Source organism: Bradyrhizobium sp. JYMT SZCCT0180, assembly GCF_018130165.1.
Taxonomy (GTDB): Bacteria; Pseudomonadota; Alphaproteobacteria; order Rhizobiales; family Xanthobacteraceae; genus Bradyrhizobium.
This window is the reverse complement of record NZ_JAFCLZ010000002.1, coordinates 229257-251118: the sequence shown is the minus strand read 5'-3', so window position 1 is coordinate 251118 and position 21862 is coordinate 229257. Positions and strand designations below refer to the sequence as shown.

Here is a 21862-nt window from a genome sequence, read left to right as displayed (position 1 = left end):
AAGCAAACCGGCCATCGTGCCGCCACCAGGAGAGAGTTATGAGAAGATTGAAATCCCTCTTCGCTATCGCCACCACGGCGCTCGCCGTCCTCACTGCGCCAGGTCTTGCCAGCGCCGACAAGCTGAAGGATGTGCTCGGTGCCGGACGTCTGCGCGTCGGCATCCTCACCGACGCTGCACCCTGGGGCTTCAAGGACGACAAGGGCGAAATCGCCGGCCTCGACGCCGATCTCGCCAAGCTGATTGCGGCCGACATGGGCGTGAAGCTCGAACTCGTCCCGGTGACGGGCGCGGCGCGCATCCCGAGCCTGTTGTCCGACAAGATCGACGTCCTGATCGCAGGCCTTGGTGCAACGCCGGAACGCGCCCAGCAGATCATGTTCTCCCAGCCCTACGCGGTGGTGAATCTGGGCGTTTATGGTCCGAAGTCGATTGCCGCAGCGACGGGCAAGAAGGCCGAAAACCTCGAACGCCACACCGTCGCGGTGGCCAAGGGAACGACGCTCGACGTCTGGCTCACCGACAATGCGCCAAAGGTGAAGCTGGTGCGCTTCGAGGACACTCCCGCGGCGATCGCCGCCTATCTCGCCGGCCAGGCCGACAGCTTCGCCGAGAACAGCGCGATCGCGCTCAAGGTGAAAGAGCAGAATCCAACCAAGGAGGTCGAGCTCAAGTTCCTCATCCGTCAGTCGCCGGCGCATATCGGCTTGCGGCAGGGCGAGCAGAATCTGCTCAACTGGATCAACACCGCCCTCTTCACCAACAAGCTGAACGGCAAGCTCGGCGAACTGCAGCTGAAGTGGTTCAAGGAAGAGCAGTCACTGCCGACCTTGTGAGTTCAGGCGAACTTCTTTTTTTCTCGAGGAGCTGCAAACATGATTGAACGTTATTTGGTCGGCCCGCGCATGAGCCAGGCCGTTGTCTGCGCCGGCATGGTGCATATCGCCGGCCAGGTGGCCGACGACCGCAAGGCGGGGATCGTTTCCCAGACGACCCAGGTGCTCGGCAAGATCGAGGCGCTGCTGAAGCAGGCGGGATCCGATCGCTCCAAGCTGGTCGCGGTCAACGTCTTCCTGCCGCACATCACCGACTTCGAGGCGATGAACTCGGTGTGGGACGCCTGGATCGATCCCGCCAATCCGCCCGCACGCGCCTGCGTCGAGGCGCGGCTCGCCGACCCCGATTTGCGCGTCGAGATGACGGCCGTCGCCGCCGTCTGAGACGCGCTTCGTGCACTCCTTCAACCTTCGGCCGGCGTCGGTGACGACGCGGCCCTGAGGCATCCAATGCATACCGGACTTTTCCACGAGATCGACTTCGACGCCGACCACAAATGGTCCGGCCACCTCAGCATCCCGTTCTCGATCGATCGGTCGCCCTATTTCCAGGTCAAGATTCCGATCTTCCGGATCCGCAACGGTGCGGGCCCGCGAGTTCTGCTGATGGCCGGTAACCACGGCGACGAATACGAGGGTGAGATCACGCTCGCGCGGCTGTTTCGCCGGCTCGATCCCGCCAACATGAAGGGCGAGGTGACCATCCTGCCTTTCGCCAATCTCCCGGCGGTGATGGCAGCCCGCCGACGCTCGCCGCTTGACGAGGGCAATCTCAACCGCGCCTTCCCTGGCGACCCCTCGGGCACGCCAACTTTCCGGCTCGCTCATTTCCTCGAACATGAACTCTTCCCCCGCCACGACGTGATCTTCGACATCCATTCCGGTGGAACGTCGATGGCGCATCTGCCTTGCGCCCTGATCGAGCGGCAAGGCCCGCCGGACATGTTCGCCCGCGCGCTCGGTCTCATGGAGGGGCTCGGAATGCCGTTCGCCTTTGTCGCCGAAAACGGCGCCGAAGCCCCGACCTCGATGGCAGCTGCCGCGCGGGCCCGAGCGATCGGCATCTCCGGCGAATTCGGCTCCGGCGGCACGGTCACGCCGCAGACGATGGCCCTGACCGCCCGGGCCGTGGACCGGCTGCTGCTCGCGCTTGGCATCATCGAAGCACCCGTGCTCGGCCCACACGTCCCCATCGAAGGACAAACCGAACTGCTGGCGCTGGAGAGCCACGCCCAGGCGGTGTTCGCGACACGGCGCGGCTGGTTCGAACCGGCGGTCGTGGTCGGCGCGCGGGTCAGGGATGGCGACGTGGCGGGCTGGTACCACGATTTCGAACGACCCGAGGCGCCCGAGGAAGTGCTGCACTTCCCCGCCGCCGGGATCGTGATCTCGCAACGTCTCCACACCGACTGCCAGAGCGGCGATTGCCTGGTCCAGGTTGGCCGGCCGTTGACACGCGATGAGGTTTCGGGCCGATGAGATTTTGGTACGCGAAACGACTCTAGACAACACTAGCCCCTGGATTCGATGGCCGATCCGCCCCTGACAACCTTCGATGATGTCGTGCGAATTCCGGCACCGCCCGGGCGCGGCACTACGGTCGGACGACCGCCGCGCATCGAAGAGGTGGCGGAACGCGCCGGGGTCTCCCCGATCACGGTGTCGCGGGTGCTGCGTCATCCCGAGAAGGTCAATCGTGAGACCCGCGACCGCATTCTCGGGATCATCGAGGCGACCGGATACGCTTCCAACCCTCACGCGCGGGCGTTGCGTTCGGGCCGCTCCAACGTCGTCATGGCCTTCGTCTCCAACATCCTCAGCCAGCAGTTCGGCTTGGCCGTGCGCAGCTTCGCAGCGGCGCTCGAGCCGGAAGGATACGAAGTGTTGGTCGGTCAGACCTCATACTCCTATGCCCGGGAAGTGGCGATGCTGCAGTCGCTGCGCGGCATCCGGCCGGCGGCCGTGCTGTTTACCGGCGTGATCGAGCTCGAAGAGAACCGGGCCGCCCTGCAGGAGCTGGCCATTCCGGTGATCGAGACATGGGCCTATCCGCGTGATCCGATCGACATGCTCGTCGGATTCTCCAATGCGGATGCCGGAGCGATGGCGGCACGGCGACTGGCGACCGCCGGACATCACCGCGTTGCCTTCATCGGTCGCAGCAGCGGCCGCGGCGCGCTACGCCGGGACGGTTTTCGCGCAGCCGCTGGAAAACTCGGCATCGAGATCGTGCACGAGATCGCCGTCGGCGAGGTCACCGGTCTTGTCGACGGCCGCACCGCCTTCGGCGCCCTTCTCGCCCGCGGCGATCCGGTCGACGCCGTCTTCTGCGCCAACGATCTATTGGCGACGGGAGCGCTGATCGAAGCGCGCTCCCGCGGCCTGTCCGTGCCGCGCGATCTTGCGTTGCTCGGCTTCGGCGACAACGACGTGGCGGATCAGATGACGCCGGGCCTCACCACGATCGCATTTGATTCCGCGGCGATCGGCCGGATCGCCGGCGAACTTCTGCTGGCGCGTTTGGCCGGTTCGCCGCATGCCGTGCAGCAACACGCGGTCGAACTCTTCTTCGTCGAACGCGGCAGCATCTAAAGACCGATTCCCTACGCCTTGTCCGGCCCGACGCGCACCAGTTGCTTGCCGAAATTGGCGCCCTTGAGCAGGCCCATGAATGCGGCGGGCGCACTGTCGAGGCCTTCGGTGACGAATTCCTTGTGCTTGATCTTGCCTTCGCGGAACCACTGCGACATGTCGCGCAGGAAGTCACCGTGGCGCGCGGCAAAATCGCTGACGATGAAGCCACGGATGGTGAGGCGCTTGGTCAGCACCGCGCGCATCATCTTGCCGGCCCATTTCGGCGAGGTCTCGCCGAAATTGTTGTACTCGGCGATCAAGCCGCAGACCGGCATCCGCGCGAACGCGTTGAGCTGCGGAAACACCGCATCGAACACCGCGCCGCCGACGTTTTCAAAGTAGACGTCGATGCCCTTCGGGCAGGCGTCCTTCAGTTTGGCGGCGAGATCGGGATCGCGATGGTCGAGGCAATCGTCGAAGCCAAGTTCCTTTTTGACGTAGTCGCATTTGTCCTTGCCGCCGGCGATGCCGATCGCCCGCGCGCCCTTGATCCTGGCGATCTGGCCGACGGCTGACCCGACGGCGCCGGAGGCCGCCGCCACCACGACGGTCTCGCCCGGCTGCGGCTTGCCGATATCGAGCAGTCCGGTATAGGCGGTCATGCCGGGCATGCCGAGCACACCGACGGCGGTCGAGATCGGCGCGAGCTTCGGATCGATCTTGGCGAGGCCCTTGCCGTCCGAGATCGCATGCGTCTGCCAGCCGGCGCGCGACAGCACGATGTCGCCCTTCGCAAAACCGGGATTGTTCGAGGCGATCACCTCGCTGACGGTGCCGCCTTCCATCACGCCGTCGATCGGCACCGGCGCCGCATAGGACGGGCCGTCGCTCATCCGCCCGCGCATGTAGGGATCGAGCGACAGCCAGATGGTGCGCAGCAGGACCTGGCCTTCGCCCGGCGTCGGCGCGGCATATTCCTCAAGGCGGAAGTCGGATGGCTTCGGTTCGCCCACGGGACGGGACGCGAGAACGATACGTTTTGCGGATTGGGACATGGTTGGTTCCTCCGAACTCTTTGTCGCTCTGCATAGTACAGGATATTGCAATCCTTACGTGCATCGATAGGCTGAAGCATCTCTACAAAGAGAGTATATGCCAAAAGGAAACATGATGTCTGCAACGTCTTTTGTTTTGGGATCCTTGATTGCTGTATCGATTGTCCTTGGGGGACCGACTGTTACGCTCGCGGCCAACTTCGCGCAGTTCGACGATTTGTCAAAGCGTTGCAAGGCGACCGACAAGATACCACCCTCGGACAAGGGAAAGGGCATCGCGAGAGTAGCGATGGCCGAGCACAAGGAGTTTGACGGCAATCGCGTGGATCACACCGGCCGAATGATTTTCTTTGGGCATGGGGAAGCTGAAAGCGATCAGAAGAACGGTCGCAACGTGGGCAGAAAGGACATCCCTTGGCAAAAGGTCCTGACATACTGGGAAGCCATTGATGGCAGCGAGAGAAGCACCACCCATTCACCCGAGGACGCCTTAAAGACTTCGTTTTATCAGAACGTTCTCGCTTCGACAGACTCACCGATCGTGCCAGACAAAATGAAACTGGAGAAGTTACTGACCACAATTTCCAGGATTGATTTGTCGGCGACGGGTGAGGACGAGCCACGCATCCGGGCTGCCTTGCAGCAGAGCGTGATTCGCAGCAGTATCAGCGACGTTCCCTGGTCTGCCGCATTTGTCTCCGCCACCATGCGCCAGGCGAAATTGACACGACCGCAATTCGCCTTCAGCGCCGCTCACGTCACCTATATCCGCCAGGCAATCAAGCAATCGGTGACTGACGTAACAGCCGGCTCTGCGAACGCATTCTATAGAGCCTGCGACCCCCAAAGTACGATGCCTAGAGTTGGCGATCTGTATTGCTATCACCGACATGTCGAGGGCACATCGGATGTCTATAAGCCACGTAGCGGGTTTACTCTGTTTCGTTCGCTCTTTGCGGACTTCGTTGCGAGCGAAGACAATGATCCGATCAGCCGAAGCCATTGCGATATCATCGTCAAGGTCGACGACGCTTCAAAAAAGGTTCACGTGATCGGCGGCAACGTACAAAACTCGGTCACCGAGAAGATATTGAACATCACCGAACAACGGCATTGTCGCCATCGCAAGGAACGAAAGAGTGTGCGAGCTATAATCCAGACAAGCAAGGCTCAGAGGAGCCAAACTGCAATTTGAACGATCAGAAATGGTTCGTTTTGCTTCAAGCGCGAATGTAGGCGTAGGCTCGTCCCGATCGCCATTGTTCATCAGCGCGGTACCGAGCGCCGGGGCTGGCGCTCGGCAGACTTTGGATACCGATCCGATCCCGTCAATTTGACTAGAGACTGGCGTAGACGGGGTTCGGCACCACCACGATCTTGTTAGCCTCGCCGAGACTCAGCGCTGCACGGTTAACCGTGCATCAGGCCGCGATTTTCGCCAGCGCGGCCTCAAACGCCGCCGCAGCGCTTGGCAAGTCGGGGAACGCCAGCCCGCTATCCGCGGTCTGCTTCTGGGCTTCCGTCGCGGTGGGACGCACCTCCGCAATCGGCTTTGCCCCATCCAGCAAGGCCGCCGGCGCGATCACGTGAAACTCGTGGGTTTCGACCGGCGCATCCTTCAGGAGGAAGACGCTGAGCGAGACGATGTCGGTACCCCGCCGATAGGAAATGTAGCGGTCGACCGCCACCGAACCGTCGCGCTGCATACCGCCGAGTTTTGCAAAACCCTTGGAGTCGAGCAGCTTGTGGGCCTTGAAGCCCTTGACGCCCACCGACCTTGCTTTTGCGGTCTCTTCCGACAGGTCGAATTTGGCGGCCATCGCCTTGCCGATTTCGGCGAGCTGCTCCGACATCGCGTGCTCGAACTCTTTCAGTTCGGTGCGCGGCTTCGATGCCTTGCCTGGCCTTGCGGCATTGCGCTTTTCCAGCTCGGCGTTGCACCGCGCGATGATGTCAGCCGCGGCTTTCCGCTCGGCGTTGACGAGCAGATTCTTCAAATCCTGATTAGAAAGCGCGGCAATCCTGTCGTCCGACCAATCGACCATGATCAACTTCTTTCAATGATAAATCGCCGTCATTCCGGGGCGCGTCGAAGACGCGAACCCGGAATCCCGAGATTCCGGGTTCGCTTCGCGCCCCGGAATGACGGCCTAGAATTACACGCCGCCCGGATAGTTCGGGCTTTCCCGCGTAATGGTGACGTCGTGGACGTGGCTTTCGCGCAGGCCCGCGCCGGTGATGCGCACGAACTGCGCCTTCTCGTGGAATTCGGCGAGGTTGCGCGCGCCGACGTAGCCCATCGCCGCGCGAAGACCGCCGGCGAGCTGGTGCATGACGTTGCCGACCGGGCCCTTATACGGCACCTGGCCCTCGATGCCCTCGGGCACCAGCTTGAGCGTGTCCTTGATGTCCTGCTGGAAGTAGCGGTCGGCCGAGCCGCGCGCCATCGCGCCGACCGAGCCCATGCCGCGATAGGCCTTGTAGGAACGGCCCTGCCACAGGAACACTTCGCCCGGCGTCTCGTCGGTGCCGGCGAGCAAGGAGCCGACCATGGCGATGTCGGCGCCGGCGGCGAGCGCCTTGGCCAGATCGCCGGAATATTTGATGCCGCCGTCTGCGATCACGGGGATGTCGGATTTCTTGGCGGCTTCGACCGCGTCCATGATCGCCGTGAGCTGGGGAACGCCGACACCGGCGACGATGCGCGTGGTGCAGATCGAACCCGGCCCGATGCCGACCTTGATCGCATCCGCACCGGCATCGATCAGCGCCTGCGCGCCTTCCTTGGTGGCGATATTGCCTGCGATGACTTGTACCGCGTTGGAAAGCCGTTTGATGCGGTTGACGGCTTCCAGCACCCGCGAGGAGTGGCCGTGGGCGGTGTCCACAACGACGAGATCGACGCCGGCGTCGATCAATAGCTCGGTGCGCTCAAAGCCGCCCTCGCCGACCGTGGTCGCCGCCGCGACACGAAGCCGTCCCTGCGCGTCCTTGCAGGCGAGCGGGTGCGCGACCGCCTTTTCCATGTCTTTGACAGTGATCAGGCCGACGCAGCGATATTGATCGTCGACCACCAGCAGCTTTTCGATGCGATGCTTGTGCAGCATCCGCTTCGCCTCGTCCTGGCTGACGCCTTCGCGCACCGTGACGAGACCTTCATGCGTCATCAGCTCGGAGATCTTTTGCCTGGGGTCGGTGGCAAAACGCACGTCGCGGTTGGTGAGGATGCCGACCAGCTTGCCCGGAACGCCCTTGGAAGCACCGGTGACCACGGGAATGCCGGAGAAGCCGTGATCGTTCATCAGCGTCAGCGCGTCCGACAGCATGGCGTCTGGGCCGATGGTCAGCGGATTGACCACCATGCCGGATTCGTACTTCTTGACCTGCCGCACCTGGGCGGCCTGGCCTTCGGGATCGAAATTGCGGTGAATGACGCCGACGCCGCCGGCCTGCGCCATCGCGATCGCCATGCGCGCTTCGGTCACCGTATCCATCGCGGACGCAATGATCGGGATGTTGAGCGGGATCGCGCGGGTCACGCGGGAGCGGATATCGGCCTCGGAGGGCAGGATGTCCGACAGACCCGGTTTGAGCAGCACGTCGTCGAACGTGTAGGCTTCGCGGATAGCCTGAAGTTCCTGCGCCATTTGCCAACTCCTTTCGGCGGCCTTCCGCCGCATATTATTTAAGATGAACGTCGCCTTCGGCTGCGCGAGCGGCGCTGCCGTCGAATCGAAGCCCATCGGTGGGGTTGACGGTGGTCGATAGCATGGCAGACGGCCGAATCAAAGCGTTTGGCCGCTATGCACAGGCTTTTCCCGAAAAGCCCTTAGTTAAAGGACCTTAACGTTGATATCCCGGCGGCGGGCCGTGCTGGCGGATCGCCTCAACCACCTCCCGGTGCCGGCGGTCCTCCCGCTTCATGTGAACCATGACAAGCGCATGCGCCGACGGCACCAGCAGCAGGACGTGGAAAAACAGGCCGAAAACCAGGCAAAACACCAGCAGAACGAGGTTGAAGATCGCCGAAAATGGCTGCCCGTTCAGGAGCAGCCCAAGCGGCGGCAACAGCGCGGCAAGCAGGTAGATCATCGTCAGGTCTCCGGTGGCGCCAGTTAGCGGCGTCACGCAGGATTTAGGTGGTATGCGCGGTTCCGCAATGGCCAAGGTCCGCCGCCAGGAAGCAGCTGATCTCATTCGATCAGGAGGTCGACTGGCACGCCGAGCGCCCGGGCGAACTTCTTCTGCAGTTCGGCCGGACCCTTACGCCGACCGGTTTCAATCTCTGACAAGTAGTTCTGGCTAATTCCGACCGCCACCGCCAGCTCGCCTTGGATCATGTCGCGCCATTCGCGGATAACGCGCACCGCGTTGTCTCCGCTTGCGAGACGATCAGCCACGGCTTTCGGCAAAACGACTTCACGGCCTTCCTTGAGACTACGCGTCGAACTGCGGACGATCCGGCTCGCGGCGGCATCTTCCTGTGCCTCAGCGGCAAGGGCAACCAACCGATCATACTCGTTGCGCGGCAGTACGGCGAGATCATCGCCACCGGGCGTACGGATGAACTGGACAGAGCTCTTTGCGGTACCGGCTTTCGCCATCGGGTCCTCTCAGTCTGACCGAAAAAACAGCCAGTTTCGGCTCCTCACCAACTGTTCATCATGGCCGGGCTTGTCCCGGCCATCCACGTCTGCCTTGCTTAAGTGAAGCTTAGACGTGGATGCCCGGCACAAGGCCGGGCATGACGAAATTTGCTACCAAGTCTTATTTCATTGGATGCATTTTGAGTCAGGCTCTTGAGCGCAACTATCGCATAATGCGATGCACGCATCAAGTTACCTATCGCATAATCCGGGATCACACAGGGTTTAGGTGGTATGCGCGGTTCCGCAATGGCTTGTCCGAGAGCGGGGTGATACAGCCCAATTCACCCCGCCTGCCCTCCCGCACCCTGATTCCCATGGACAAGCAGCGCATCATCCCGCTCATCGTGGCCACCGCCCTGTTCATGGAAAACATGGACGCGACGGTCATTGCGACGTCGTTGCCGGCGATCGCGGCTGACATCGGCACCAGCCCGCTGACGCTGAAACTGGCGATCACGTCTTACCTGCTCTCGCTCGCGGTGTTCATTCCCGCCAGCGGCTGGACCGCCGACCGCTTCGGCGCGCGGATGGTGTTCGCGATCGCGATCGGGGTGTTCATGGTCGGATCGATCGGCTGCGCATTGTCGCAGAACGTGACCCATTTCGTGATCGCGCGCATCCTGCAGGGTCTTGGCGGTGCGATGATGACGCCGGTCGGGCGACTGGTGCTGCTGCGTTCGATCGACAAGAGCGGGCTGGTGCAGGCGATGACCTGGGTGACGGTGCCGGCGCTGATCGGCCCGGTGATCGGGCCGCCGCTGGGCGGCTTCATCACCACCTATTTTTCCTGGCACTGGATCTTCCTGATCAACATCCCGATCGGCCTGCTCGGCATCTTCCTCGCGATGAAATACATCGATCCGATCCGCAGCGAGGATCCGGAGCGCTTCGATCTCTACGGGCTGGTGCTGGCGGGCATTGGCCTGGCCGGCATCGCGTTCGGTCTGTCCGTTGCCGGCCTCAACCTGCTGCCCTGGACGGTCGTCGGCGGCCTCATTGCCGTCGGATCGATCTCGATGACTCTTTACGTGGTGCATGCGCGGAAGACGAAATCGCCAGTGCTGGACTTCTCGATGCTGCGCCTGCAGACGCTGCGCGCCAGCATCTATGGCGGCTTCCTGTTCCGGCTCGGGATCGGCGCGCTGCCGTTCCTGCTGCCGCTCTTGATGCAGGAAGGTTTCGGGTTGACGCCGTTCCAGTCCGGCCTGGTGACGTTCTCCTCCGCGGTCGGCGCCATGGGCATGAAGACCTTGGCGGCGCGGATCATCCGCACCTTCGGCTTCCGCAACCTGATGGCGGTCAACGCCATCATCAGCTCGGTGTTTCTCGCCGCCTGCGCCCTGTTCACGGTGTCGACGCCGCTGACGCTGATCTTCCTCATCCTCGTGGTCGGCGGCTTCTTCCGCTCGCTGCAATTCACCGCGATCAACACCGTCGCTTATGCAGAAGTCGAACCGGCGCAGATGAGCCGCGCCACCACGCTTGTGAGCGTCAACCAGCAGCTGGCGACGTCGGCCGGCGTCGCGGTCGGCGCGTTCTCGGTGGAATCGACCATGCTGTGGCATCACGCCACCGAACTGGATGCAACCATGTTCGGCCCGGCCTTCATCGTGGTCGCGATCATCTCGGCGGTGTCAGGCTGGTTCTTCTGGCAGATGCCCGATGACGCCGGTAATGAAATCTCGGGCCGCAAGGCGGTCGAGATTTCCAGCCGGAAGGGCGCGGAAAAGGCCGCAACCAAAGCCGCCAGCGAAGGCACCGAGGACGCGCGCGATCAGCGGCTGGGATAGATCCGTCACACCCAGTTGATCCCGGCACCGGAAACATATCCGGGGCGCAACCGTTTTCCTTCTGTACCTGGAAAGGAAGACACCATGAAACTCGGAACTATTGGATTGGCCGCAGCGCTGACATTTGCGAGCACACTGGCTATCGCTCAAACCGGCACCGGTTCCGCCGGTGGCAGCACGGCCCCCGGCGGATCGACCACAAGCGGCACCACCACAGGACCGTCGGTCAACAGCACGACGACAGGCAGTTCCACCACCGGCTTGAGCAACGATGCCGGCAGCGCCGCCGCCGGCACGAACAGCACGCGCAATCCATCAGGAAATCCCGCCATCAATACCTCCCCCAGCGGATCGCCGGCGCTTCCTCAGGGCGGACGGTAGTTACGGCACCGCAATGTAGGAATACGGGAAAGCCGCCTCATGGCGGCTTTCTTTTTGCCCGGCCGGTGCCGTTGGCGGCTCTCATTTCGAATTCACGACGACCCGGTTTGCTGTGTGACGTCGGTCACGGCAAGGGGCCGGCCCATGCCGTATCCCTGTGATCACGGATGGCGGGAATGGTCTCGCTCGAGGACACACGGGAGACGACAATGGTGAACTCTAGGAATTCAGATCAGTCGGTTCGTCTGCTCGACGACGCCGCGCTCGAAGCGGTGGCGGGCGGGGTCAAGGATGGCTGCATTCCGGGGCGCCCGCTGCCCAAGCCCCCGATCAATCCCGACGGCGACTGGACGTTCAATAGCGCCTTCGTGCGCTGGACCATCGGCTAACGATCAATCCCAACCCAACAGGAGACTGACATGACGAAGAACGAACTGAACCTCGATGAACTGAACAAGGTTGCCGGCGGCATGATCAAGACGACTTGCCCGCGGCTTCCGACCGGGACCGGCCCGACCTTCCCGACCGACCCGTTTCCGTTCCCGATTCCGTTTATTCCGCTTGGTCCGTTCCGTTTCTGATCATTCACGGCATCAGACCGGCAAGAGGCCGCCCGACTGGGCGGCCTCTTTTATTTGCGTCATTGCGAGGAGCGCAAGCGACGAAGCAATCCATTCTTTCTTGTTGCCGCAAGATGGATTGCTTCGCTTCGCTCGCAATGACGGCTGAACGTATCGGCTAAACCTTCGCTCCACCGCGAAAGCCCATCGCCAGCACGTAGCGCTCGGACGAGTCCTGGCGGCTTGACGCCGGCTTGACGTGTTTGACGGTAGCAAAATCGCGCTTCAGCTGCGCCAACAGTTCGCCTTCGGCGCCACTCTGAAACACCTTTGCGACGAAGGTGCCGCCGGGATTGAGCACCTCGGTGGCGAACGCCGCCGCGGTTTCGACCAGCCCGATGATGCGGAGCTGATCGGTCTTGCGATGGCCCGTGGTGTTAGCGGCCATGTCTGATAGCACCACGTCGGCGCGGCCGCCCATCATCGCCAGCAGTTTTTCCGGCGCATCGTCGGCAAGGAAGTCGAGCTGCGCGAAGGTGACGCCCGGCACTTCCGGCATTTCCAGCAGATCGATCGCGACCACCTTGCCCTTGCCATTGGCCGCCCCGATGCGCTTGGCCGCGACCTGGCTCCAGCCGCCGGGAGCCGCGCCGAGATCGACCACGGAGATGCCTTGCTTCAGAAAGCGATGCTTGTCGTCGATCTCGATCAGCTTGTAGGCCGCGCGGGAGCGCCATCCGTCCTTTTTGGCCTGCGCCACATAGGGATCGTTGAGCTGCCGTTCCAGCCAGAGCTTTGATGACAGCTTGCGCTTGCCACCAGACTTGACCGTGACGTGCAACCGGCCGGTGGTGTCTTTCGCCATATCGAGTACTTACTTGATGATGCTGTGTACGGCCTCGTGGTTCGAGACGCGCGGCTTCGCCGCGCTCCTCACCATGAGGGTCTAGACCTCATCCTGAGGAGCGGCGCAAGCCGCGTCTCGAAGGATGAAGCCACTGAACTGAAAAACCGCCTTAGCACGACCGCAGCGCGCCGTCCTCCCGCATCATTTCGACCAGCATGCCCTCGCGCAGGCCGCGGTCGGCGACGCGCAGCCGCGGCAGCGGGAACGCGTCGCGGATCGCGTCGAGAATGGCGCAACCGGCCAGCACCAGATCGGCGCGCTCGACGCTGATGCAATTGTTGTTGGCGCGCTCCTGATAGCTCATGCCGAGTAGCCGCTGGATCACCGAGGTGACGTCGGAATTGTTCATCCAGATGCCGTCGATCCGCCGGCGGTCGTAGCGCTGCAGATTGAGAAACACGCCGGCCAGCGTCGTCACGGTGCCAGACGTGCCGAGCAGATGCATGTCACGCAGATCACCACCGTGCTCGGCCGCAAACGGCGCCACATATTGCGCGACCTCGGCGACCATCCGCGCATAGGATTCGGGCGTGACGTCCTTGCCGCCGAAATGCTCGGCGATGGTGACGACGCCGAGCGGGATCGACATCCAGGCCTTGATCCGCGGTACGGCGTTTTCCTCCGCTGGATCGCGCTCGATCCGAACCAGTTCCGTCGATCCGCCGCCGATGTCGAACAGGATGGCACCCCGTCCCCTGGGATCGAGCAGCGGCGAGCAGCCGATCACCGCGAGCGTCGCCTCGGTCTCGCGATCGATCACCTCGAGCCGGATGCCGGTGTCTTTTGCCACCCTCTCGCGAAAGCTATCGGCATTGGCCGCGGCGCGGCAGGCTTCGGTTGCGATCAACCGCAAACGTCTCGCCTTGCGGTAGCGGATCTTGTCGCTGCAAATACTCAAGGCCGCAATCGCACGATCAATCGCCGCCTCGCTGATGGAACCGGTCGAGGAGATGCCCTCGCCCAGCCGGATGATCCGTGAGAACGAATCGACCACGCGGAAGCCGTCGCCGGACGGACAGGCGATCAGGAGCCGGCAGTTGTTGGTGCCAAGGTCGAGCGCGGCGTAGACGCCGCTTTCCGCCCCTGCCACAGCAGACCCTGACGGGCTTGCGCGGGCCGCAAGGCCATCGGCAAGCCGCGTATCCTCGTTCATCAAAACTGTCTTTCCGCGGCATATGCTGCCGCCGAAGAATGAGCGTTCACGGAAACTTTAGCAGCGCCAAGGGCCTACGCAACATCCCATCACATGGGACCATGCCCAAACAGGCGTTGTCGCTGGGGGATCGGTGCGTTATTTGGTTCCGAGCCCGCGAAAGTCGCGGGAATCCAAGCATTTCAGGTATTTTTCGATGCAAGATCATACGTCGCCGTCGTCGCTGGAAAACGCAATCGCAGTGCAAAAATACGGCGTCGGGCAGCCTGTGCGCCGCAAGGAAGACGACACGCTGGTTCGCGGCAAGGGCAAATACACCGATGATTTCAGCCTGCCGGGCCAGGCCTATGCCTGGATGGTGCGCTCCAGCCACGCCCACGGAATCATCCGCGGCATCGATATCAAGGCGGCGCGGACCATGCCGGGCGTGCTCGGCGTCTGGACCGGCCAGGACCTCGTGGCCGCCGGCTACAACCCCTTCACCTGCGGCCTGCCGCTGAAGAGCCGTGACGGCTCGCCGCTGTTGCAGACCAACCGCATGGCATTGGCGACCGACAAGGTGCGCTTCGTCGGCGATCCCGTGGCCTATGTCGTCGCCGAAACGCTGGCGCAGGCGCGCGACGCGGCGGAAGCCGTCGAGCTCGATATCGAGCCGCTGCCCGCGGTGACCAGTGCCGAGGAAGCCGCACAACCCGGCGCGCCGCAGCTCTACGATCACATCCCCAACAACACAGCGCTCGACTATCACTATGGCGATGCCGCCAAGATCGATGCTGCGTTCGCCGGCGCCGCGCACGTCACAAAACTCGATATCGTCAACACCCGCGTCGCCGTGGTGTCGATGGAGCCGCGCGTGGCGCTGGCCTCCTACGACAAGGCCAGCGAGCGCTTCACGATCCAGGTGCCGACGCAGGGCGTTTCCGGCAACAAGGTCACGTTTGCAAAGATCCTGAACGTACCGAACGACAAGGTTCGCATCCTGACCGCCAATGTCGGCGGCTCGTTCGGCATGAAGAACATGAACTATCCGGAATACACCTGCATCGCGCATGCCTCGAAGGTGCTGGGCCGTCCGGTGAAATGGACCGACGAGCGCTCGACCAGCTTCCTGTCCGACAGCCACGGCCGCGCGCAGACCATGCATTGCGAACTGGCGCTGGATGCCGAGGGTAAATTTCTCGCCGTGCGCCTGAAGGGCCATGGCAATCTCGGCGCCTACATCACCGGCGTGGCGCCCGGCCCGCTGTCGCTCAACACGGCCAAGAACCTTGCGAGCGTCTATCGCACACCGCTGCTCGGCGTCGACATCAAGACGGTGCTGACCAACACCACCTTGATGGGCGCCTATCGCGGCGCCGGCCGGCCCGAGGCCAATTACTACATGGAGCGGCTGATCGACCGCGCCGCCGACGAAATGGGCATCAACCGCCTCACCCTGCGCAAGCGCAATTTCATCAAGCCGACGCAACTGCCGTTCCCGGCGGCCTCCGGCGTCACCTATGACAGCGGCGATTTCCAGGGCGTGTTCGCGAAAGCGCTGGAGCTTTCCGACCACGCCAATTTTGCCAGACGCAAGAAGGAAAGCAAGAAGCAGGGAAAACTGCGCGGCATCGCGGTTGGCTCCTACCTCGAAGTCACGGCACCACCGAGCGGCGAACTCGGCAAGATCAATTTCGAACCTGACGGTTCGGTGAAGCTCACGACAGGCACGCTCGATTACGGCCAGGGCCATGCCACGCCGTTTGCGCAGGTGCTGTGCGCTGAACTCGGCGTACCCTTCGAGAAGATCACGCTCGAGCAGGGCGACAGCGATCTCGTGCGCTTCGGCAACGGCACCGGCGGCTCGCGCTCGATCACCGCAACCGGCCAGGCGATCGTCGAGGCCGCGGCGCTGGTGGTCGCCAAGGGCAAGCAGGCGGCGGCGCATCTGATGGAAGCCAGCGAGGGCGACATCGAATTCGGCAATGGCCGCTTCACCATCGCCGGCACCGACCGCTCGATCGGCATCATGGAGCTGGCGCAACGGCTGCGCGACGGCAAGGTGCCGGAGGGCGTGCCCGATACGCTCGACGTCGACCACGCCACCAAGGACACGCCGTCGACCTTCCCCAATGGCTGCCACGTCGCCGAGGTCGAGATCGATCCCGACACCGGCGTGACCCAAATCGTGCGCTACACCGGGATCTCTGACTTCGGCACCATCGTCAATCCGATGATCGTCGACGGCCAGCTGCATGGCGGCGTCGCGCAAGGCATCGGCCAGGCGCTGATGGAGGAAGTGAGCTACGATTCCAGCGGCCAGCCGATCACCGGCTCGTTCATGGATTATGCGATGCCGCGCGCCGGCGACATCCCGCTGATGGCAACCGCCGATCACCCCTCGCCGGCCAAGACCAATCCGCTCGGCACCAAAGGCTGCGGCGAAGCCGGCTGCGCCGGCAGCCTCGCCTGCATCGTCAATGCTGTCATCGATGCGCTGTCGGAGTACGGCATTTCAGAGATCGATATGCCATTGACATCGGAACGCGTCTGGCGTGCGATCCAGGAGGCCAAGGCGAAGAAGGCGGCATAGGATGCAACCAGCCATCATCGGTGAACTCCGCGCAGCGTTCGACGCGACAACGGTCCTGACCGGCGCCGATATCGATGCGCGCTATTACACCGATATAGCCGGCATCCCCGTCCCTCCGCCGATTGCGGTGATGCGGCCGCGCTCCACCGAGGACGTCTCGCGATTCCTGGCGATCTGCCACCGGGCGCGCGTTGCGGTCACGACCCAGGGCGGCATGACCGGGCTCGTCGGCGCCACCATGCCGATGGCCGGCGAGATCGTGCTGTCGATGGAGCGCATGAACGCGATCGAGGAAGTCGACACCGGCGGCGGGGTCGTGATCGCCCAGGCCGCCGTGCCGCTGCAGCGCGTGCACGAGCGCGTCGCGCAGGACGGCTTCATGTACCCGCTCGATCTCGGCGCCCGCGGCAGCTGCACGATCGGCGGCAACATCTCGACCAATGCCGGCGGCAATCGGGTGATCCGCTATGGCATGACGCGCGATCTGGTGCTCGGGCTCGAAGCGGTGCTTGCTGACGGCACCGTGCTCAAGGGCGTGCGCAAATACATCAAGAACAACACCGGAACCGACCTCAAGCAATTGTTCATCGGCACCGAAGGCACGCTCGGCGTGGTGACCCGCGCGGCATTGCGGATTTTCCCGGCGCCGGCCGAACAGCAGGTGGTGCTGTGCGCGCTGCCGAGCTTCGACAAGGTGCGGGCGATGCTCGACCTGGCGCGCAAGCGGCTTGGCGGCGAACTGACCGCGTTCGAGGTGATGTGGAACAGCTATTACCGCCTTGTGACGCAGCTGGTGCGAGGCGTCGCCGCGCCGCTGCCGGCCACCCATCCCTTCTACCTGCTGATGGAATCCTCGGGCAGCAATGCCGAGCGACTCCGCGCCGACGTTGAAAGTCTGCTCGAAGAGGCGCTGGGTGAAGGCATCATCCTCGATGCGATCATTGCCAATTCGGGTGCTTCTACAGCCGCGATCTGGCGGGTGCGCGATTCCAGCGTCGAACTCAGCCGGGCGACCGCGCCCACCGTCGGCTTCGACATCAGCCTCGCCATCGACCAGATGGAACCGTTCACGGAAGCCGTCGCAAAGGCGATCAAGGCGGTCGACAAAGACGCCTACACCATCGTGCTCGGGCATGTCGGCGACGGCAACCTGCACGTCAACACAAAATACTCGCCTCCGGCCGACAAGCATGAGGAAATGAAGAAGCTGGTCTTCGGCCTCACCAGCGACTTCGGCGGTTCGATCTCGGCCGAGCACGGCATCGGCATCTCCAGGCGGCCGTATCTCAAGCTCAGCCGCACCGCGGAGGAGATCGAGACCATGCGCACGCTGAAGCGCGCGCTTGATCCGCATCACATCCTCAATCCCGGTCGCGTCTTCGAGATGTGAAGCGCGCCGCTTAGGCGGCGAGCTTCAAAGCGCGCTCCAGAAGCTCCAGGCGGTCCTGGCCCCAGAAAATCTCGCCCGAGGGCAAGACGTAACTGGGCGCGCCGAACACGCCCGCCTTCACGGCATCCTGCGTGTACTGCTCATACAGCGCATCGAGTTCCGCGTCCGACGGGCCGCCGGCCCGCACTGCGGCGGCGTCGAGGCCGGCGCGCTGCGCTGATGATGCCAGCACCGCGGGGTCCGCAAACGATTCCTCGCGCTCCCAGACGGCGCGCGCCAGCTCCAGCGACAATTTATGAGCATCCTTGCCCTGCAGCTTGGCTGCGATCACGAGGCGCGTCGCCGCCGCGTCATCGCTGGGAAAGAATTTGGGCTCGACAGTGAGCGGAAGTCCCCGCACCTCGCGCCAGCGCTTGAGCTCCATCAGCCGGTAAGCCTGCCGCTGAGGCGAGCGCTTTGGCAGCGGCAGTCCGCCGGTCTGCTCAAAAATGGGACCGAACTTGGCGGGCTTGACGTTGACTTGCGCGCCATAGCGCCGCGCGATCTCGGCGAACGGGCCGCTGCCCATGTAGGTCCAGGGCGAGTTCAGCGACAGATAATAGTCGATGGTGATGGCCATGGTTACGCCGCCACCTGTTCGCGCGGCTGGTAGATCGCCGTGTGGTGGCAATGCGCCAGCGGCGTCTTGCCGTTGGCGACCACCAGTGCGTCGAGTTCGACGAAACGGTGGCCCTTCTTGTCGTAATTGCCGATCACTTTGGCGCGCGCCGTCAACTCGTCGCCGATGCGGGCCGCGGACAGGAGCTGCATCCTTGTGCCGACATGAATCCACGGGCCCATGATGGCGTTGTCGACCAGCACCATGTTCATCACCCGCGGCAACAGGCCGGGATGGCCGAGTCCTTCCTGCGCGTAAATCGCTTCGGTTTCGCGAATATCCGCCAGATATTGTTTTGCCGCGTCCGTCGCCCAGGTGCGCGGCGCCGCGCCGAGCCATTTACCAAGAGCATAGGACGCCGCATCCACCGGCTTGCGTTCGCCTGCGGCTGCGACCTCGACAAAGTCGGAAAGCGAGAATGATGGCGCTGCCGGTGACAGCGAAGCTGTGCCGGTCGCACAAATATCTCCCCGGCTCTCGACCTGGAGCTCAAGCACGCCGTTGCCTTCCTCGCCCATGACATCGGCCTGCTCACCGTCATAGACCGGCTTGACGAAGCGCGCCTCGATCAGTCCACGTTCGAGAAAGGCCCGGCCCCATTTTGCGACCGGCAGGTGCATCATGTAGGCCATGACATCGACACCGGGGACCAGACCGCCGCTAAAACCATAGCGCTTCGCCACCGTGTCATCGTGCATCTTGTTCTCGGAATGCTTGGAAGTGTTGTAGGCCGAGACGCGATACGGCCCGATCCGGCTTGTCATGCCCGTTTCCTCTATTTTCTTGTTGTTTCCGGGCGTTATCGTACGCAAAGAAAGTGTCGTGGCAAGCGTGTTCCCCGGCCTGTTTTCCTCGCATTTTTCCGCCCCATGGAGTACCACGCGCGGACGAGACGACGAGACCGAATCCACCCCCCATAAACCGACTGAAGTGCCTGACTTGAATCCTACCCGCATCTATGTCGACGCCGACGCCTGCCCGGTCAAGGACGAGATCTATAAGGTCGCGAGCCGGCACGGCCTGCCCGTCAGCGTGGTCGCGGGCAATTTCATCCGCGTGCCGCAGGATCCGCTGATCGAGCGGATCGCCGCCGGCGCCGGGATGGACGCCGCCGACGACTGGATCGCGGAACGCGCCGGCAGAGGCGATATCGTCATCACCTCGGATATTCCGCTGGCGAGCCGATGCGTGAAAGCCGGCGCCGAGGTGCTGGCACCGAACGGCAAGCCATTCACCGAACAATCGATCGGCATGACCCTGGCGGTACGCAATTTGATGACCGACCTGCGCTCATCAGGTGAAGTGACGGGCGGCCCGAGATCCTTTGCGCCGCGGGACCGCTCGGCGTTCCTCTCCGCGCTCGACCAGACTATCCGGCGCATCCAGCGTCAGCGGGCCCAAGCGCCTGCGCCGAACCAGAATTGAGCTGAACGATGCCGCCGCCGCTGATCCAGTTGAAAGATATCGCGCTGACCTTTGGCGGCACGCCGCTGTTATCAGGCGTCGAGCTGTCGGTATCGACGGCCGAGCGCGTGTGCCTGATCGGCCGCAACGGTTCCGGCAAATCGACGCTGCTGAAGATCGCCGCAGGGTTAGTCGAGCCCGACAGCGGCAGTCGCTTCGTGCAGCCCGGCGCCACCATCCGCTATCTGCCGCAGGAGCCTGACTTCGGCGAGCACAAGACGACACTGGCCTATGTCGAAGCCGGGCTCAATCCGGGCGACGATCATTATCAGGCGCGCTATCTCATCGAGCAGCTGGGCTTGAGCGGCGATGAAGATCCCGCCCATGTCTCGGGCGGTGAAGCCCGCCGCGCGGCGCTGGCGCGGGTGCTGGCGCCCGCCCCCGACATCCTGCTGCTGGACGAGCCGACCAACCATCTCGATCTCACCACCATTGAATGGCTGGAAGGCGAATTGGAAAGCCGCCGCTGTGCGCTGGTCATCATCAGCCATGACCGCCGCTTCCTCTCGAACCTGTCGCGCTCGACCGCCTGGCTCGACCGCGGCCAGATCAAGCAGATCGATCGCGGCTTCTCCGCATTCGAGGCCTGGCGCGACGAAGTGCTGGCCGAGGAAGAGCGCGACCAGCACAAGCTCGACCGCAAGATCGTCAATGAAGAGCATTGGCTGCGCTATGGCGTCTCCGGCCGCCGCAAGCGCAACGTCAAGCGGCTCGGCAATCTGCATGCCCTGCGCGACCAGCGGCGGACCTATCGCGGCGCGACCGGCAACGCCAGCCTCGCCGCCGCCGAAGCGGACAAGTCGGGCAAGCTTGTTATCGAGGCCAAGAACATCGGCAAATCCTTTGGCGATCGCAAGATCGTCGAGGGCTTCTCGATCCGGGTGCAGCGCGGCGACCGCATCGGCATCGTCGGCCCTAACGGCGCCGGCAAGACCACCCTCATTGACATGCTGACCGGCGGCAGCCCGCCCGACAGCGGCACGATCCGTCTCGGCGCCAATATCGAAATGGCGACGCTGGACCAGCACCGCGAAAGCCTCGACCCTAAATCGACGCTGGCCGATGCCCTGACCGGGGGCGGCAGCGACCACGTCATGATCGGCGGCAAGCCGAAGCATGTCGTCAGCTACATGAAGGACTTCTTGTTCGCGCAGGAGCAGATGCGCACGCCGCTGGAAGTATTGTCCGGCGGTGAACGCGGCCGGCTGATGCTGGCGCGTTCGCTGGCAAAAGCTTCCAACCTCTTGGTGCTGGACGAACCGACCAACGATCTCGACCTCGAAACCCTCGACGTGCTCGAGGAAATGCTCGGCGACTACGAAGGCACAGTGATCCTGATCAGCCATGACCGCGACTTTCTCGACCGCGTCGTGACCTCGGTGATCGCGCCCGAAGGTGACGGAAGCTGGATCGAATATGCCGGCGGCTACACCGACATGCTGGCGCAGCGCGGCGCGGATCTGAAGCGTGAGGCGGTCAAGGTCGCCGAAGAGAAGCGGGAAGCGAGGGTTGCCGCCGGATCGCCTTCGACCGGACCGAAACGGCGCCTGAACTTCAACGAAAAGCACGCGCTGGAAACGCTGCCCAAGACCATGGCGAAGCTGCAAGCCGAGATTGCCAAGCAGCAGCGCATCCTCGACGATCCCGATCTCTACAAGAAGAACCGCAAGAAGTTTGATTCCGCCTCCGATGCGCTTACAAAGGCGCAGAAGGAATTGCAGGAAGCCGAGGACAAGTGGCTGGAACTTGAAGTGCTTCGGGAAGAGATTGAGCAGGCTTGAATCGTAGGATGGGTGGAGCGAAGCGATACCCATCATGCCCAATGGATAGTGTTTGATGGGTTTCGCTTCGCTCTACCCATCCTACGAAAGAG

Annotated in this window: 22 protein-coding genes; 12 read left to right on the top strand and 10 right to left on the bottom strand. The window is 63.2% G+C overall.

The genetic code is table 11. From position 1 onward, the window contains the following. Positions 1 to 38: 38 nt before the first annotated feature. The 4 genes from JQ641_RS03770 (at position 39) to JQ641_RS03755 (ending at position 3428) form a co-directional block, all read left to right on the top strand. Entirely contained in the window at positions 39 to 836 is a 798-nt protein-coding gene (locus JQ641_RS03770) for a transporter substrate-binding domain-containing protein (RefSeq protein WP_211994496.1), read from the top strand. A 39-nt stretch (positions 837 to 875) separates the two neighbouring features. Next, positions 876 to 1220 (top strand): RidA family protein, encoded by a 345-nt coding sequence (locus tag JQ641_RS03765; RefSeq protein WP_211994495.1) that lies wholly within the window; start codon positions 876 to 878, stop codon positions 1218 to 1220. Positions 1221 to 1286: 66 nt separating this feature from the next. Further along, positions 1287 to 2315: a succinylglutamate desuccinylase/aspartoacylase family protein gene (locus JQ641_RS03760; RefSeq protein ID WP_211994494.1), complete on the top strand. Its 1029-nt coding sequence runs from the start codon at positions 1287 to 1289 to the stop codon at positions 2313 to 2315. A gap of 48 nt (positions 2316 to 2363) precedes the next feature. After that, positions 2364 to 3428 carry a LacI family DNA-binding transcriptional regulator gene (locus JQ641_RS03755; RefSeq protein ID WP_211994493.1) on the top strand — a complete coding sequence of 355 codons (1065 nt, stop codon included), beginning with the start codon at positions 2364 to 2366 and terminating at the stop codon, positions 3426 to 3428. Positions 3429 to 3439: 11 nt separating this feature from the next. Here the strand turns inward: JQ641_RS03755 and curA are convergent, their stop codons facing one another. Continuing rightward, positions 3440 to 4465, bottom strand: coding sequence for an NADPH-dependent curcumin/dihydrocurcumin reductase (gene curA / locus JQ641_RS03750; protein ID WP_211994492.1), 1026 nt, complete (start codon positions 4463 to 4465; stop codon positions 3440 to 3442). A gap of 115 nt (positions 4466 to 4580) precedes the next feature. Here curA and JQ641_RS03745 point away from each other — a divergent pair, with 115 nt between their 5' ends. Beyond that, complete coding sequence (locus JQ641_RS03745; RefSeq protein ID WP_211994491.1) at positions 4581 to 5660, top strand: DUF2272 domain-containing protein; 1080 nt, start codon at positions 4581 to 4583, stop codon at positions 5658 to 5660. A 226-nt stretch (positions 5661 to 5886) separates the two neighbouring features. Here JQ641_RS03745 and JQ641_RS03740 read toward each other — a convergent pair whose 3' ends face one another. The 4 genes from JQ641_RS03740 to JQ641_RS03725 all read right to left on the bottom strand — a co-directional run bounded on the left by JQ641_RS03740 (position 5887) and on the right by JQ641_RS03725 (position 9069). Continuing rightward, positions 5887 to 6510: a hypothetical protein gene (locus tag JQ641_RS03740; RefSeq protein WP_211994490.1), complete on the bottom strand. Its 624-nt coding sequence runs from the start codon at positions 6508 to 6510 to the stop codon at positions 5887 to 5889. A 111-nt stretch (positions 6511 to 6621) separates the two neighbouring features. Next, entirely contained in the window at positions 6622 to 8112 is a 1491-nt protein-coding gene (gene guaB / locus JQ641_RS03735) for an IMP dehydrogenase (protein WP_211994489.1), read from the bottom strand. Positions 8113 to 8308: 196 nt separating this feature from the next. Then, a complete protein-coding gene (locus JQ641_RS03730; RefSeq protein WP_192739669.1) occupies positions 8309 to 8557 on the bottom strand; it encodes a hypothetical protein in 249 nt (82 codons plus the stop codon). Positions 8558 to 8658: 101 nt separating this feature from the next. Beyond that, positions 8659 to 9069: a helix-turn-helix transcriptional regulator gene (locus JQ641_RS03725; protein ID WP_211994488.1), complete on the bottom strand. Its 411-nt coding sequence runs from the start codon at positions 9067 to 9069 to the stop codon at positions 8659 to 8661. A gap of 359 nt (positions 9070 to 9428) precedes the next feature. Here JQ641_RS03725 and JQ641_RS03720 point away from each other — a divergent pair, with 359 nt between their 5' ends. Beyond that, positions 9429 to 10904 (top strand): DHA2 family efflux MFS transporter permease subunit, encoded by a 1476-nt coding sequence (locus JQ641_RS03720; RefSeq protein ID WP_211994689.1) that lies wholly within the window; start codon positions 9429 to 9431, stop codon positions 10902 to 10904. Between the two features lie 146 nt (positions 10905 to 11050). Here JQ641_RS03720 and JQ641_RS03715 read toward each other — a convergent pair whose 3' ends face one another. Continuing rightward, the gene (locus JQ641_RS03715; RefSeq protein ID WP_211994487.1) at positions 11051 to 11236 is read right to left on the bottom strand and encodes a hypothetical protein; all 186 of its coding nucleotides are present in this window, start codon (positions 11234 to 11236) and stop codon (positions 11051 to 11053) included. 225 nt (positions 11237 to 11461) lie between these two features. On the opposite strand from JQ641_RS03715, the gene JQ641_RS03710 reads away from it, so the two are divergent. Both JQ641_RS03710 and JQ641_RS03705 read left to right on the top strand, forming a co-directional pair. After that, complete coding sequence (locus JQ641_RS03710) at positions 11462 to 11674, top strand: hypothetical protein (RefSeq protein WP_211994486.1); 213 nt, start codon at positions 11462 to 11464, stop codon at positions 11672 to 11674. A 30-nt stretch (positions 11675 to 11704) separates the two neighbouring features. Further along, positions 11705 to 11866: a hypothetical protein gene (locus JQ641_RS03705; RefSeq protein ID WP_211994485.1), complete on the top strand. Its 162-nt coding sequence runs from the start codon at positions 11705 to 11707 to the stop codon at positions 11864 to 11866. Between the two features lie 157 nt (positions 11867 to 12023). On the opposite strand, the gene JQ641_RS03700 is transcribed toward JQ641_RS03705, so the two are convergent. Together JQ641_RS03700 and JQ641_RS03695 are read right to left on the bottom strand one after the other, a co-directional pair. Then, positions 12024 to 12710 carry an RlmE family RNA methyltransferase gene (locus tag JQ641_RS03700; protein WP_211994484.1) on the bottom strand — a complete coding sequence of 229 codons (687 nt, stop codon included), beginning with the start codon at positions 12708 to 12710 and terminating at the stop codon, positions 12024 to 12026. A 151-nt stretch (positions 12711 to 12861) separates the two neighbouring features. Then, complete coding sequence (locus JQ641_RS03695; protein ID WP_211994483.1) at positions 12862 to 13905, bottom strand: Ppx/GppA phosphatase family protein; 1044 nt, start codon at positions 13903 to 13905, stop codon at positions 12862 to 12864. 196 nt (positions 13906 to 14101) lie between these two features. Between JQ641_RS03695 and JQ641_RS03690 the strand changes: the two genes are divergently transcribed. Both JQ641_RS03690 and JQ641_RS03685 read left to right on the top strand, forming a co-directional pair. After that, complete coding sequence (locus JQ641_RS03690) at positions 14102 to 16477, top strand: xanthine dehydrogenase family protein molybdopterin-binding subunit (protein ID WP_211994482.1); 2376 nt, start codon at positions 14102 to 14104, stop codon at positions 16475 to 16477. 1 nt (position 16478) lies between these two features. After that, the gene (locus JQ641_RS03685) at positions 16479 to 17867 is read left to right on the top strand and encodes an FAD-binding oxidoreductase (RefSeq protein ID WP_211994481.1); all 1389 of its coding nucleotides are present in this window, start codon (positions 16479 to 16481) and stop codon (positions 17865 to 17867) included. 10 nt (positions 17868 to 17877) lie between these two features. On the opposite strand, the gene JQ641_RS03680 is transcribed toward JQ641_RS03685, so the two are convergent. Both JQ641_RS03680 and JQ641_RS03675 read right to left on the bottom strand, forming a co-directional pair. Continuing rightward, complete coding sequence (locus tag JQ641_RS03680; RefSeq protein ID WP_211994480.1) at positions 17878 to 18486, bottom strand: 2-hydroxychromene-2-carboxylate isomerase; 609 nt, start codon at positions 18484 to 18486, stop codon at positions 17878 to 17880. 2 nt (positions 18487 to 18488) lie between these two features. Then, complete coding sequence (locus tag JQ641_RS03675; RefSeq protein ID WP_211994479.1) at positions 18489 to 19289, bottom strand: hypothetical protein; 801 nt, start codon at positions 19287 to 19289, stop codon at positions 18489 to 18491. A gap of 175 nt (positions 19290 to 19464) precedes the next feature. Here JQ641_RS03675 and JQ641_RS03670 point away from each other — a divergent pair, with 175 nt between their 5' ends. Further along, entirely contained in the window at positions 19465 to 19950 is a 486-nt protein-coding gene (locus tag JQ641_RS03670) for a YaiI/YqxD family protein (RefSeq protein ID WP_192739680.1), read from the top strand. 8 nt (positions 19951 to 19958) lie between these two features. Continuing rightward, positions 19959 to 21770 carry an ABC-F family ATP-binding cassette domain-containing protein gene (locus tag JQ641_RS03665; protein WP_211994478.1) on the top strand — a complete coding sequence of 604 codons (1812 nt, stop codon included), beginning with the start codon at positions 19959 to 19961 and terminating at the stop codon, positions 21768 to 21770. The last annotated feature ends 92 nt before the right edge of the window (positions 21771 to 21862 follow it).